The organism is Microbispora sp. NPDC049125 (assembly GCF_040802045.1).
In the GTDB taxonomy this organism is placed as follows: Bacteria; Actinomycetota; Actinomycetes; order Streptosporangiales; family Streptosporangiaceae; genus Microbispora.
In genome coordinates this window covers 54,490-68,072 of sequence record NZ_JBEZDW010000032.1, presented here as the reverse complement: position 1 = coordinate 68,072, position 13,583 = coordinate 54,490, and the positions used below count along the sequence as shown (strand labels likewise).

Here is a 13,583-nt window from a genome sequence, read left to right as displayed (position 1 = left end):
GCAGGGTGGGCGAATCGACTCACCCGAACGAGGCTATCCGACCCCGCACCCATCATGAGACGGCCGCCCACGTGGCGAGACGGGCGTTCGGGACGATCACATCCTCTCCAGCAGCTCCGGGCCGAGCAGGGCGATCAGGACGTCCTGGACGGCTCCGGCCAGCCGGAGCCGTGCCGTGTGGACGTCCTCGACCGGCCGGTCGCCCTTCGGCAGGGCCGGGGCGCGCTCGTGGGCGTCGTGGTAGGCGAGGGCGAGCCGCTCGGCGTAGGCGGCCCATGCCGGCTCGCGCCCCGCCGTACGGCCGGGCAGCTCCGCGAGCAGCCGCAGCACCGCGCGGTCGTGCGGGCCGTCGAGCGCCTCCGGCCGGAAGCCCTCGTAGGGCACGCCCAGATCTCGCGCCCACCGTCGTACGGCGGCCGCCCTGACGTGCGCGTACCGCACGGCGAAGCCGGGGTTGTCCCAGGTGCGGGGGAAGTCGGGCCATGTCCGCGGCGGCACGGGAGGCATGGCCGGCGCCCCGGCGGCCCGCGGCCCTCCCTCGGTGATCTCCCTGACGATCTCGCCCGGACGGGACAGGAGGATCGTCAGGAAACCGTTCGGCCCGATCTCGACGCCGGCGACGCCGTCCTCGCCCCGCAGCCGTCCGGCGATCTCCTCGGCGACCTCGCGGGCGGGCATGCCTCGCCGCGCGGCGGTCTGGAGCGGGACGGTGGACACGAGGGCCGCCTCCCGCTCCCACGAGCCCCGAGGCGCCGGCGGCGCCCCCAGAAGCCTGCCGAGCAGCGCTGGCGTCACACCGGAAACCCTACGGCCCTCGCCGTGGGGGTCAGAGCAGCGCGAGCGGCTCGGCGGGGACGTAGCCCTCCATGCGGGCCGAACCCAGCAGAGCGCTCTCGGCGGTGTCCCGGACGCAGACGTAGGAGTACCGGTCGGCCGAGTACACCCGGACGCCGTCCGTACGGCACTGCCGCATGAGGACCTCGCCCCACTCCTCCGCGACGTCGGCGAGCCCCAGGTCGGCCAGGGCCTGGCGGCGGGCCAGCACTGTGCCCCCGGCGACCTCGGGCAGGAACCGGTGCTCGGCCTCCGGCTGGCGCAGCAGCGTGATGCCCGCCTTCGGCAGATGGGCGTAGAAAGCGGCCTTCCCGAGGATCTCGGCGTCGGTGGAGGCGAAGTGCCTGACCAGATCGGCCAGGTAGTGCTCGCCGTACAGGTCCCTGGGGTCGAGAACCGCCACGTGGTCGCCGTCGGCCAGCCGCAGCGCCCGGTCGAGCCCGGCGCCGCGCGTGATCGGCTCCTCGGCGGCGCGCACCACGAGGTCGAGATCGGCGTGCAGCGCCTGGCGGGCGGTCTTCTCCACCAGGCCGGCGTCCATGCCGTCGGCGACGACGACGAGCTGGCCCGGCTTCTCGATCTGGCGGGCGATCTGGGCGAGCAGGTGATCGAGCTCGGCCTGCCCGGTGACCGCCGTGACGGCGGTGATCGCACCGCTGCCCCGCACGCTCGGCACCCCGAGCGTGTCGAGGATCGGGTCGAGCAGCGGGGTGACGCTCGTACGGGCCCGCCAGGCGAGGTGGGCCTCACGGGCCAGCCGCTCCGCGTCGTTCATGAGGATCTCTGCGGCGGCGACGACCTCCTCGCCCTTGGCCCCGGCCCGCACCTGGAGCACCGGCGTGCCGCAGGCGGCGACCTCGGCGATCGTCCTCGGCTCGGCGTCGGCGCCCGCCACGACCAGGGCGGGTCGCCGGTAGGCGGTCAGGAGGTCGTCGTAGGACGCCTTGTCGTCACCCTGACCGGCCAGCGCCGGCCACTTGGCGGAGGCGGCCGGCGCGGCCCCGGCGTTCGTGGCCACTCCGGCGACTCGCACGTCTCCGGGATTCCCGGTTCCGGCGTTCGGGTTCGCCGTGTCGGCCGCGTTCGCGGGAGGGGCGGGCTGGGGGACCGTGCCGAGGGTCACGACCTCGCCCGTACGGCCGCCGAACGCGGGGATGGGGTTGTGGACGCGCGGCTGGATCGCGTGGGGCAGCACGCCGACCCGGTCGTGCCGCAGGGCCGCCCGCCACTCCCGCGCCCGCGCCTCCGCGGTCGTGAGGACGTGCTCGAAGTGCTCGGCCGGCGGGACGGACCGCGACACCGCGCCCCCCGAGTGCCAGAAGACCGTCTTGATCCCGCGCTTGCGGCAGGCCTCCACCAGGTCGCGCAGCGCCCTGGTCTCCCCCGCCAGCGCCTCCAGCCACCGGCCGCCGTTCCCCTGCCTCGGGCCGGGCCGTACGGACTCGACGAACAGCACGTGCGGCTGGTGCTGGTCGAGCATCGCCTCCCAGTTGTCCGGGCCGAAGTTCGTCACCAGCCGCCACTCGTAGCGCAGCAGGGCCTCTGTCTGCCGGTCCACGATCGCCGCCACCGTCAGGTACGGCCGGGCCAGCGGGCCCTTGGGCACGCTGAACGCCTCGGCGAGCGGCGCGGAGACCTCGGGCGCCCTGGGGTCGGGCGCGACCGGGGCCGCCTGCGCCTGGGGCACGGCGGGAAGCTCCGGCTTGAAGTCCGACCGCTTCGGCGCCGGGGGCTTCTTGGCGGGCGCCTTCAGCGTCTTGGCCACCACGCCGGGGTTCTTGGTGTGAAGAGCGTCGCCCAGCTTGATCCAGCGGCTCTCCTGCACCGAGGTGAGGCGCCAGGTGGCGACCTCGGTCTGGTAGCGCTGCTCGGCCAGGTTCTTGGCGAGCTGGGCGTTCTGCCGCTCGACCGTCTTCACGCGGGCCTCGGCCTCGCGGAGCCTCGTCAGCGCCTCCGCCTCCGCCGTGGCCGCCTCGTCGAGCCGCCGCTGGTAGTCGGCGAGCAGCCGGGCGAGCTCCGCCGCCCCGGCCGCCTGCTCGACGGCCCGGGCCAGCGCCTCCTGTAGGGCCGCCAGCTCGCTTCGCTCACTCATAGGGGATGACTCCGCGGTAGGCCGAAAGAACGAGAGTCACAATATTCGCAGATCACCCTGATCCATCTCAGCCAGAGGCCAGACATCATCGACCTCACAAGTCACAGGCCCCTGCGACCCGACCGACAACTGACGGAGCGACGGATGGGGCTGTCGCGGCAGCGTTCCAAGAGCGGGCAGATCCTTCCGTAGCCCGCGCCCGCCGCGGACGCCACCGTCCTCTACGGCATGCACCGGCCTGTCTCCACTCAGGCCTACGCCAGGAGGGGCCGGCACGGATCGCCGAGGAGTGCGTCCAGGTCTGGAGCCGTGTCCGCCGCCCACGCCGCGTAGCCGTCGGGGCGGACCAGAACCGCTTGGGGCAGGCCGTCCACCGACTGGGCGCGCGTGGCACCGAGGTCGGGCGGGAGGATCCCGCCCAGGTCGAGCAGGACCGGCCTTCCGGTCAGGAACAGCGACGGGTCGAGGCCGGGGACTCGATGACCGACCAGCGGGTGGTCGCCGGGCAGGTCATAGGAGTGCGACAGCCCCGACATGAGGCCCGCCAGATGTCTGTTGGCCTCCGGCAGACGCATCAGATCGGTGAAGACCTCGCGCAGTTCGATGACGTCCGCGCTGGGCCGGGGGTTGGCGAAGACGCGCTGCGCCTGGGTGATGTGCAGGACCCAGGCACCGACCGGATGCCGTTCGGCGTGGTAGGTGTCCAGGAGGTCCTTCGAGGCCCGGCCCCGCAGTACCGCGGCCATCTTCCAGCCCAGGTTGAAGGCGTCCTGCACGCCGAGGTTGAGGCCTTGCCCTCCGAACGGCGGGTGGATGTGCGCGGCCTCGCCGGCGAAGAACACGTCGCCCACCCGGTAGCTCTCGATCTGCCGGGTGGCGTCGCCGAACCATGAGGCGTTGTCCACCGCCGCCAGCACTGTCTGCTCGCCGTACACGACGCGCAGCAACTCGGCGATCTCCTCGAACGTGACCGGCCTGTCCTTGGCCTGCTCTTCCTCGCCCGCCGCCCCGCCGGTGAACCGGTAGCGGTCGCCGCCCATCGGCACCAACATCACCCAGCGGTCGTCGACCTCGCGCGTGAGCGTGCTGATGTGCCCGAGAGTCTTGGGCACCAGATCTGACACCGACGACAGCCGCACGTCGGCCAGCATCGCCGTGTACGTCCCCGGCCTTCCGGGGAACGGCACGCCGAGCAGCTTCCTGACCGTGCTGTGCGCGCCGTCGCAGGCCACCAGATAGCGCGCCGCGATCCGTCGGTCGCCGACCGTCGCCACCACGCCGTCCTCCGACTGCTCCACCGCGGTGACCGGTGTCTCACGCAGCACCTTGCCCCCCAGCGCTGTGGCACGCTCCTCCAGGACCTCCTCGATCTCCCACTGCGGGACCGAGAGCGGGTAGGGGTGCGCGGTGTCCCACGCCGTGCAGTCGAGCGGCACGGGCAGCATCGCGAAGTGCCCGCCTACCGGCTCGCGTGACATCGCGCTGGCCCGCATCGGCTCCAGCAGGTCGCGCAGCTCGAGCAGCTCCTGTGTGCGCGGCTGGATCGCACCGCCCTTGGTCTGCTTGATCCGGTACGGCAGGCGCTCCACCACCAGTACCTCCACCCCTGCCAGAGCCAGCTCGCAGGCCACCGTCAGCCCGGTGGGCCCAGCGCCCACCACGATTACATCCGCCATCGTTCCTCCCGCCTCGACCTCTCCACTTGGTGCAAATGTATACCAGGTGCAGTAAGGGTACGAGTGCAGAATTTGGTACCGTGGGGGGCATGACAGGGCTGCGTGAACGCAAACGGGCACGGACCCATGCCGCCATCTCGGAAGCAGCCATCGCGCTCTTCCTTGAACGCGGGTTCGATCACGTTTCGGTGGCGCAGGTGGCGGAGGCCGCCGAAGTGTCGAAGCGGACCCTGTTCGCGTACTTCCCCGCCAAGGAGGACCTCGTCGTCCATCGCTTCGCCGACCACCAGACCGAGGCGGCTCGCGTGGTGCGCGCCCGCCCGCCGGGCGTCGGGCCGCTGGCGGCCCTCCGCGACCACTTCCTGGACGGCCTGCGCAACCGCGACCCGATCACCGGCCTCAACGACGTCCCGGAGATCATCGCGCTCACCCGCATGGTCCGGGAGACTCCCGCGCTGCGCACGAGGGCGGTCCACTTTCAGGAAGACGCCGAACGGGCGCTAGCGGAGGCGCTCCAGGAAACCGCCGGCGTCCCCGCCCTGACCGCGCGCCTGGCGGCCGGCCAGGTGGTGGGCACGCACTGGCTGCTGTCGATGGACAACTCCCAGGCGCTGGCCGGCGGCCAGTCCGCTGACGAACGCTACGCGGAGGCGGTCGCCGACGCCGAACACGCCTTCACCCTGCTGTCCGAGGGTCTGGCCGGGCACCTTGTGTCCCAGTTGACGACGCGGGCCACCGAGCCCCAGAGATCACGGTAGCGGTTCGCCCCATTCCGCCCGGCAGCCCGGGTCACGTGCCCACGAGCGGGGGCGGCGGTCCGTAGACTCGGCTGCGGTTCAAGGGAGGGCAAACCGTGCGCAAGGGTGAGTGGCCGCGTTTCCAGGCCAGGCCGTACGTCTGTGGTGCGATCGGGCCGTTCGACCAGGCGCGGCTCGATCTGCTCGCGCGGTCCGGGCCCGCCGTGCGCCCGGTCCGTTCCGGGCCGGACGCCGCGCTGCTCGCGAGCGCCCCCCTGGAGCCGTACCGCGACACGACGGCGAGCCAGGCGGCCGGGACCACGGCGTACGCCTGGGGAGGCCGGGGGCCGGTCCAGGGGGACGGCACGCCCGGGGACTGGCTGAAGGTCGCCGAGACCTGGGAGACGCCGGGGCTGGTCGACGCCCCCGAAGGAGCGACCCTGCACACGGGGGCCTTCGGGCTGGACGACGTCTACTACCTGGCCGACGGGGACGCGATCTACTTCGCCGGCCTCATCGAGCCGCTCCTCACGCTGGCCCGCCACCCGTACGAGGTCAACTGGGCGGCCTGGGCGGCCATCTTGAAGCTGACCTTCCCGCTGCTGGAGGACACGCCGTACCAGCAGATCCGGCGGCTTCCCGGCGCGACCGCGCTGACGTGGTCGCGGACGGAGCGGCGGCTGCGCCTGGACCGGCGGGCCCCCCGGTGGGTGCGGGAGGAGCCGGTGGACCGGGGCGTGACCGGCGGCGACATGGTGGCTCTGCTCCACGACGCGCTCAAGCCGTATGAGCGGGTGCTGGTGCCGGTGAGCGGCGGGTACGACTCGCGGCTGCTCGCGAGCGTCGCCGTGGCCCGGCGGATGGACGTCGAGTCGTGGACGACCAGCCCCGACGACGGCCTCGACAACGACATCGACTTCGCGCGCTACATCACGCGGGAGCTCGGCATTCCCCACCGGATCGTCCCGCAGGACGCGGGGAGATTCCCCGACGAGGCGCTCTGGGCGGCCCGGCGGCTCGAATACCTGACCAGCCACCACGCCTGGTACTCCCCCTTCGCCCGCGAGGTCCACGCCGGGGGACGGCCGGTGGTCGACGGGCTGGCCGGCGGGCCCCTGATGAAGAACTTCCTGATCAGCGCGGACGCCGTCGGCGCGGGCACCGGCGCCTCCCGGCGCGAGGCGCTGCTGGCGTCGCTGACCACCGGCGACGCGCACATCCCCGTGCTCGGCGACGCGGCCCTGGAATGGATGGACGACCAGGTCGGCACGGCCTTCGCCCGGGCGACCTCCGCGCTACACGGCCACCGGTCGGAGCTGCCGCTGAGCGTGCTCCACACCCGGACGGTGCGGGGCATCGCCCGCTCGCCGATCGGCCTGGTGGGGCCGGAGGCCGAGCCGGTCTTCCCGTTCCTCCACCCCGAGTTCTTCGACGCCGCACTGTCGGTGCCGGTGACACGCAAGGAGGGCGGCCGGTTCTACCGCGAGATCCTGCGGGCGGCCAACCCCCGGGTGGCGGCGCTGCCGTCGACCAACGGCGCCCTCCCGCACCGCCGCGTACCGTTGCGGTCGAACGGCCCGGTGGCCCGCGAGTGGAGCCACCGGATGCTGCGCAGGGCCGCCTCGATCCCCGGCCTGATGTCGCCGCAGATGGGCGAGGTGATCGAGGGCGGGCCGGACGCGCTCGCCGCGTTCGGGTCGTGGAACTCCCGCTTCTGGCTGCGCGGCCTGGTGGTGTTCGGGGCGTGGCTCGACGACTACGGCGACGACCTCGGCGACCTCACGCCCCCGTGGGCCCGTAGCGGTGCGTGACCGCAAAGAATCAGGTAAAAAATGCATGTCAGAGGGCTGTCAGTATTTTCGGTCAGCCCTCTTCGGGTGTAATTTGGGTCAAATAGCGCCAAAGCAACACGGCGCGAGCGTCAATGCTCGGGCGTGACCTGATCACGCGCCCCTCCTCTCCCTTTGCGAGAACCCATGAACGCTGCTGCTGCGCCCCGCCCTGACCCGGCTCCGGCGCCCCACCGCGGCCTCGTGACATCGTCCGAGATCGAGGACTTCACCTCGCAGGACCCTCGCTGGTACAAGCGGGCGGTCTTCTACGAGGTGCTGGTCCGGGGCTTCAAGGACTCCAACGGCGACGGCACCGGCGACCTGCGCGGGCTGATCGAGCAGATGGACTACCTCAAGTGGCTCGGCGTCGACTGCCTCTGGCTGCTGCCGCTGCAGGAGTCCCCCCTGCGCGACGGCGGGTACGACGTCTCCGACTACCTGAAGATCCTCCCCGAGTTCGGCGACCTGGGCGACTTCGTCAAGACGATCGAGGCGGCGCACGAGCGGGGCCTGCGCATCATCACCGACCTGGTGATGAACCACACCAGCGACGAGCACCCGTGGTTCCAGGCCTCCCGGAGCGACCCGGACGGCCCCTACGGCGACTTCTACGTGTGGTCCGACGACCCCACGCGCTACGCCGGCACGCCGATCATCTTCGTGGGCGCCGAGGAGTCGAACTGGACCTACGACCCCGTGCGCGGCCAGTACTACTGGCACCGGTTCTTCCACCACCAGCCCGACCTCAACTACGACAACCCGGCCGTCCAGGACGCGATGATGGAGGTCATCCGCTTCTGGCTCGACCTCGGCGTGGACGGGTTCCGGCTGGACGCGGTGCCGTATCTGTTCGAGCGTGAGGGCACCTCGTGCGCCGGCCTGCCCGAGACGCACGACTACCTGAAGCGGATCCGGGCCGAGGTCGACCGGCTCTACCCCGACCGGGTGCTGCTGGCCGAGGCGAACGGCTGGCCCGAGGACGTCACGGAGTACTTCGGCGACCCGATGACCGGCGGCGACGAGTGCCACATGGCGTTCCACTTCCCGCTGATGCCGCGCATCTTCATGGCCGTGCGCCGGCAGAGCAGGGAGCCCATCTCCGAGATCATGTCGCGCACCCCCAAGCTGCCCGAGAGCGCCCAGTGGGGCATCTTCCTCCGCAACCACGACGAGCTGACGCTCGAAACGGTGACGGAGGAGGAGCGCGACTACATGCACGCCGAGTACGCCAAGGACCCGCGAATGCGGGCCTACCTCGGCATCCGGCGGCGCCTGGCCCCCCTGCTGGACAACGACAGGGACCAGATCGAGCTGTTCACCTCGCTGCTGCTCAGCATGCCGGGTTCGCCGGTCATGTACTACGGCGACGAGATCGGCATGGGCGACAACATCTGGCTGGAGGACCGGGACGCGGTCCGCACGCCGATGCAGTGGAGCCCCGACCGCAACGCCGGGTTCTCCGCCGCCGACCCCGGCCGCCTGTACCTGCCCGTCGTCATGGACCCGGTGTACGGCTACCAGGCCGTCAACGTCGAGGCGCAGATCAAGAGCGAGTCGTCGCTGCTGCACTTCACCCGCAGGATGCTGCAGATCCGCCGCGAGCACCCGATCTTCGGCACGGGCAGCTACACCGAGCTGTGGTCGCCCAACCCGAGCGTGCTGGCGTACATGCGCGAGGAGGGCGACGACCGGGTCCTGTGCGTGAACAACCTGTCGCGCTTCGCCCAGCCGGTCGAGCTCGACCTGCGCCGCTTCAGCGGGATGACCCCGGTCGAGTGCCGCGGCGGCGTCCCGTTCCCGACCATCGGCGACCTGCCCTACCTGCTGACCCTCCCCGCGTACGGCTTCTACTGGCTGGCCATCCCCGGCCCTGTGGAGGGCTCCTGAGAATCGGACACCGCCCCTCCGCGACTTGACCCTGCCCGGAGGCCCGCTTGACCCACTGCCGCCGCGGTCCGTGCCTACCCTGGCCGGAGGGCCCGGCTTTCCACGCGGGCTCAGGCGGGAGGGAGATCCTCATGCTCCGGCAGACATGCCTCGCCCTGACGGTGGCGCTCGGCCCGGTGAGCCTGGGCGCCGCGGCACCCGGAGGCGCCGGGGCCGTGACGCCCTCGCCTCCGCCCTCGCCCGGATCGGCGGGCGCGGTGCTCAAGAACCCGGGCGGCCAGACGGTCGGCGTCGTCCAGGTGCAGGACCAGGGCGACGGCAGGGTCAAGATCAGCGTCACGGCGGCCAACCTGCCGCCCGGCTTCCACGGCATCCACGTCCACCGCAGGGGCCGCTGCGACCCCCGGTCGGCCGACCCGGCGACCGGTGGCCCGTTCTTCAGCGCCGGGGCGCACCTGGGCCAGGGCCTCCATCCCGATCACGCGGGAGACCTGCCCGACCTGCTGGTCGGCGAAGACGGCACCGCCACGGCCTCCTACGTGACCGACCGCTTCACCGTGGACCGGCTCGTCACCGGGAACGGCACGTCGCTCGTCCTCCACGCCGCGCCTGACAACGACGCCAACATCCCGGACCGTTACCGTACGGCGGGCAGGGCAGGCCCCGACGCGGCCACTCTGAAGGCCGGCGACTCCGGTGGCCGGATCGCCTGCGGCGTCATCAGCCGCCGGTGAGCCGGCGTGAGGTGGCGTACGGCCTCCGCCGCCCTTCGTCATCGGCGGCGTAGCCGGCCGTGCCCGCGGCCTTGACATGCCACCGGTGCGGATCTCGGCGACTCATCCTCGAGGCGGTGCCTCCACCTTTCTCTGGTCGACGGCATTGGCGACCCCGGGCATCCCCTGCGCCCTTTCGATCACTGGCTGCCAGTCCGCGCCCGGCTTCATCGTGACCCGAAACGCCTCGGTCATGTCCTCAACCGTCATGATTTGACGGAGCATCGAGTCCTTACCGATCTGCGGGTCGTTAAGAAATCTGTCATACATGGCACTTTTGTCCATATATGTTAGGTTCTTTACGCCGGTCATCGTGGTCAGCGCCCTTTCGACGGCCTCCTTCTGCTGTTCGGTGATCGCCGAGTTGTCCGTGCGGCCTCCGCACTCGGGCACCGGAAGATTTTCCTTACACAGGAACACCATGATCGCCGCTTCGCCCGTGCGGGTCGAAAGAAGCTGTTGCACACTCGCGGCCATGACGACGCGATCCTTCGACGGGTCGGGTGCCAGTGCGACCGCGGCCACGACGCCGGTCAGCACGAGGGGGACGGCGGCCACGGCCGCCAATCGCAGCCGTGGGAAGAAGGAGCGGCGGCGAGGAGCGGCGAAGGCGCGAGCCAGGTCGGACTCGCGGCGACGCAGGTAGGCGGCCTCGGTGTCGGGGCGCAGGGAGGCGATCAACTCATCGAGGTCGTTCATGACTGCTCCTGGAAGGTGAGGCGGGAAAGGCCGAGTGCGTCGGCCAGGCGACGGCGCGCACGGTGCAGGCGGACGTTGAACGTGCGAGCCGAACAGCCCGCGATCTTCGCCGCCTCGGCTGGGCTGAGGCCGTACCAACTGGCCAGGAGCACGGCCTCGGCATCCCGCTCGGACAGGTTTGCGAGCGCGTCCAGCGCCACCTGCCGTTCGGCCACCTGCTCGGCGACATCGTCGGCCGGGGCCAGTTCGGCGAGCCGCTCGACCAGGCTCTTCCCACGCAGCCGGGACCGGCGTTGCGTTCGCAGCAGATTGCGGGCCACGCCGAGCAGCCATGGCAACGGCGGTTCAGACACACGCTCGAGTCGTCGCCAGGCGATCAGGAACGTCTCGCTGGTGATGTCCTCGGCCGTCTGCTGCTCGGCTCGCAACAGCACATAGCTGAGCACGCTGCGATAGTGCTCCTCATATAACGCGGTGAGCCGCGCTTCGGAATCGTCCACACCTAGTAATGACCTCTCGAGTCCGTCGATTACCGCGAGAAAGGGAATCATCCCCGCGACCCCGATTCCTCTCGGGCGGGTTGTGAACACCAGAGGGCGTCAAGGGCGGCCCACCGCGCATTCCCGCCCCGCAAGCCGAGGCGCCCGTTGAAGCGCGGGCATCGGTCCCCGAGCACGGGCCGTACGGGGCGGCGCCCGGGAGGTGAGTCCGGGAGGTGAACGCGGCTGCTGCTCAGCGAGCCGTGATCGGCACCTGGGCGCGGGCGGCCCGGCGTGCGGGGATGAGGGCGACCAGCAGCGCCGCCCCGATCGCCACGAGCACACCGGCGGCGAACATCCCCGGGGTCGGCGGCCGTCCGATGCCGGCCCCGACGCCGCTGCCGCGGCCCTCCATGTCGATCAGGCTCCTCGACGCCAGCGCCCCGGCGGACGCCCCCAGCAGCACCCCCACGACGACGAGCAGCCCGGTGCCGGTGACCAGGGTCGCCATGACCTGGCGCGGAGTGAGGCCCATCGCCTTGAGCACGGCCAGGTCGAGCACGTGGTCGCGCAGCCCGAGGGCGCTCGCGGTGAGCAGGTTGGCCAGGCCGATGAGCGCGAGCACCACCACCAGCGCGACGATGATCACCCGGATGACCGAGAGCCGGGCGGCCGGGTTGACCGCCTGGGCGACCTCCAGCCCCTGCGCCTGCAGCCGTGCCCGCGCGTCCGCCGGATCGGCGCCGTGGCGGAGCACGAGGTCGTAGAACTGCGGCACCGCGTCCTTGGCGGCCAGGCTGTCGATGCCGAACGAGAGCACCTCGCCGTCCTGCTCGGGCTCGACGACCCTCCCGACGATGCGCACGATCAGCGGCGTCCCGCCGATCGTCATGCGGACCCGGTCCCCGATGCGGACGTCGAGGAGGTCGAGCAGGCCCTGCCCGGCCACGGCCTCACCGTGCTCGGCGAACATCCGGCCCTCCACGACCGGGAAGGGGTACGGATCGGCGGACTGGCCGAGCGCCCGGGTCCGCACGGTCCTCGTCTGCCAGGGCACGAGCGCGTCGAGCTCGGCACCCGGGTAGGCGGCGACCACGTCGGGGTCGGCCATCGCCCGTTCGCGCACCTCCTCGGCGGTCAGGTCGCCGGGCCGTACGGACAGGGCGGCCGCCTGGCCGACGCTCTCGGGGTGGCGGATGAAGTCGTCGAGCGTGGCCCAGCAGCCCAGCCCGATCGTGATCATCATCATCGGGATCGCCACACCGAAGATCGTGAGGGCGGCGGGCGTCCGGCGGGTGAAGGCGTCCCTGGCGCCCAGGACGAGCGCCGGCGGCAGCCGTACGAGCAGGGCGACCCGGGCGAGGCGCGACAGGTGGCCGCGCGGAGGCGCGGCGGAGGTCGCCGGGATCGGCGGAGTGCGGCCGCCCCGCCACGCCGGGAGCCAGACCGCCAGCAGCACGGTCAGGGCCGTGCCGGCCGCGATGGCGGCGAGCGGGCCGGCCGACAGCGGCACGACGACGGTCTCCGCCAGGGCGTACGCGGTGATCAGCCGGGCGCAGGCGACGCCGAGGACGATGCCGAGCAGGCCGAGGGTGCCGTGCTCGACGACGAGCATCCGGGTGACCTGGCCGCGGGTGAACCCGAGCGACTTGAGCGTGGCGATGTCGCGGAGCTGGGTCAGCACCCGGCCGCCGGTGGCGTTGGCGAGCGCGAGGGCGGCGGCGACCAGGCCCGCCATGCCGAACAGGGCGAGCAGCAGCCCGAGCAGCCGGTTGTCGAGCTCCATCGACGCGCGGACCTCACGCCATGTGGTGACCCGCTGGACCTGGTTGCGCAGCGTGAAGACGGCGCGCTGGACGACGAGGTCGGTCGCGCCGGGGTCGGCCAGCCGCAGCCCCGTGACCGTCTCGGTGCGGCCGGGGGCCGGCTCGACGAGGGTGAGGGTCTGGGCCAGCGTCCACGCCAGGCCCGGCGTCCACTCGGGGTAGAACCCCTGGTCGCCGCTTTCCGCCAGGCCCGTGACGGTCAGGGTGTGGGTGGCGCCGTTCAGGCCGGTGACCGTGAACGGGCTGCCGGGCCGCAGCCCGAGCGCCCTGGCGAACGACCACTCCACGACCACCCCGCCGGGACGGCTGACATCGAGCCAGCGCCCCTCGCGCAGCAGCGGGCGGGCCACGGCGGGGAAGGCCGCCGGCGTCTCCTGCAAGGCGATCGGCACCCGGCGGCCGTGGTCCACGAGCGTCGCGGGTGCGCTGCGGTAGGGCCCGGCCACGTCGGTCACGCCGGTCAGGCCCCGCAGCGCGGCGACGTCGGGGACGTCCTTGCTGTGGATCCAGACGTGCGCGCCGTGGCTGCGCTCGAACAGGCCGCGCCACGGGTTGGTTCCGTCCTCAAGGAGGGTCGCGGCGATGATCAGGGCGGTGACGATGCCGGCGACCGCGAGGACGGTGAGCCCGGCCTGCCCCCGGCGGGCGCGCAGGTCGGCCCGCACCCACCTGCCCTCCGCCCCCTGCCAGGTGATCACGCCGGTCCCCGGAGCGCCGGCCCGGCAAGGCATACGGCACTCGGGCCGGT

The 13,583-nt window shown here is 72.1% G+C and carries 10 protein-coding genes; 4 read left to right on the top strand and 6 right to left on the bottom strand.

Going from position 1 to position 13,583, the window contains the following annotated elements; all coding sequences use genetic code 11:
• Positions 1 to 96: 96 nt before the first annotated feature.
• The 3 genes from AB0B72_RS29955 to AB0B72_RS29945 all read right to left on the bottom strand — a co-directional run bounded on the left by AB0B72_RS29955 (position 97) and on the right by AB0B72_RS29945 (position 4,602).
• Entirely contained in the window at positions 97 to 795 is a 699-nt protein-coding gene (locus AB0B72_RS29955; RefSeq protein ID WP_367742501.1) for an anticodon-binding protein, read from the bottom strand.
• Between the two features lie 31 nt (positions 796 to 826).
• Positions 827 to 2,926, bottom strand: a complete 2,100-nt coding sequence (locus tag AB0B72_RS29950; protein WP_367742500.1) for a hypothetical protein — start codon at positions 2,924 to 2,926, stop codon at positions 827 to 829.
• 254 nt (positions 2,927 to 3,180) lie between these two features.
• Entirely contained in the window at positions 3,181 to 4,602 is a 1,422-nt protein-coding gene (locus AB0B72_RS29945) for an FAD-dependent oxidoreductase (RefSeq protein WP_367742499.1), read from the bottom strand.
• 89 nt (positions 4,603 to 4,691) lie between these two features.
• Between AB0B72_RS29945 and AB0B72_RS29940 the strand changes: the two genes are divergently transcribed.
• From AB0B72_RS29940 to AB0B72_RS29925, 4 genes are all read left to right on the top strand, one after another.
• Entirely contained in the window at positions 4,692 to 5,360 is a 669-nt protein-coding gene (locus AB0B72_RS29940; protein WP_367742498.1) for a TetR family transcriptional regulator, read from the top strand.
• A 95-nt stretch (positions 5,361 to 5,455) separates the two neighbouring features.
• Positions 5,456 to 7,150 (top strand): asparagine synthetase B family protein, encoded by a 1,695-nt coding sequence (locus tag AB0B72_RS29935; protein WP_367742497.1) that lies wholly within the window; start codon positions 5,456 to 5,458, stop codon positions 7,148 to 7,150.
• Positions 7,151 to 7,372: 222 nt separating this feature from the next.
• On the top strand, positions 7,373 to 9,058 hold the full coding sequence (gene treS / locus AB0B72_RS29930; protein ID WP_367742496.1) for a maltose alpha-D-glucosyltransferase: 1,686 nt from the start codon (positions 7,373 to 7,375) through the stop codon (positions 9,056 to 9,058).
• Positions 9,059 to 9,189: 131 nt separating this feature from the next.
• Positions 9,190 to 9,792 carry a superoxide dismutase family protein gene (locus AB0B72_RS29925; protein WP_367742495.1) on the top strand — a complete coding sequence of 201 codons (603 nt, stop codon included), beginning with the start codon at positions 9,190 to 9,192 and terminating at the stop codon, positions 9,790 to 9,792.
• A 102-nt stretch (positions 9,793 to 9,894) separates the two neighbouring features.
• Here the strand turns inward: AB0B72_RS29925 and AB0B72_RS29920 are convergent, their stop codons facing one another.
• The 3 genes from AB0B72_RS29920 to AB0B72_RS29910 all read right to left on the bottom strand — a co-directional run bounded on the left by AB0B72_RS29920 (position 9,895) and on the right by AB0B72_RS29910 (position 13,533).
• On the bottom strand, positions 9,895 to 10,530 hold the full coding sequence (locus AB0B72_RS29920; protein ID WP_367742494.1) for a permease-like cell division protein FtsX: 636 nt from the start codon (positions 10,528 to 10,530) through the stop codon (positions 9,895 to 9,897).
• Positions 10,527 to 11,030 carry an RNA polymerase sigma factor gene (locus tag AB0B72_RS29915; protein ID WP_367742492.1) on the bottom strand — a complete coding sequence of 168 codons (504 nt, stop codon included), beginning with the start codon at positions 11,028 to 11,030 and terminating at the stop codon, positions 10,527 to 10,529. The genes AB0B72_RS29920 and AB0B72_RS29915 overlap by 4 nt, the downstream gene beginning before the upstream one ends.
• Before the next feature lie 232 nt (positions 11,031 to 11,262).
• Positions 11,263 to 13,533, bottom strand: coding sequence for an FtsX-like permease family protein (locus AB0B72_RS29910; protein ID WP_367742491.1), 2,271 nt, complete (start codon positions 13,531 to 13,533; stop codon positions 11,263 to 11,265).
• Positions 13,534 to 13,583 lie beyond the last annotated feature (50 nt).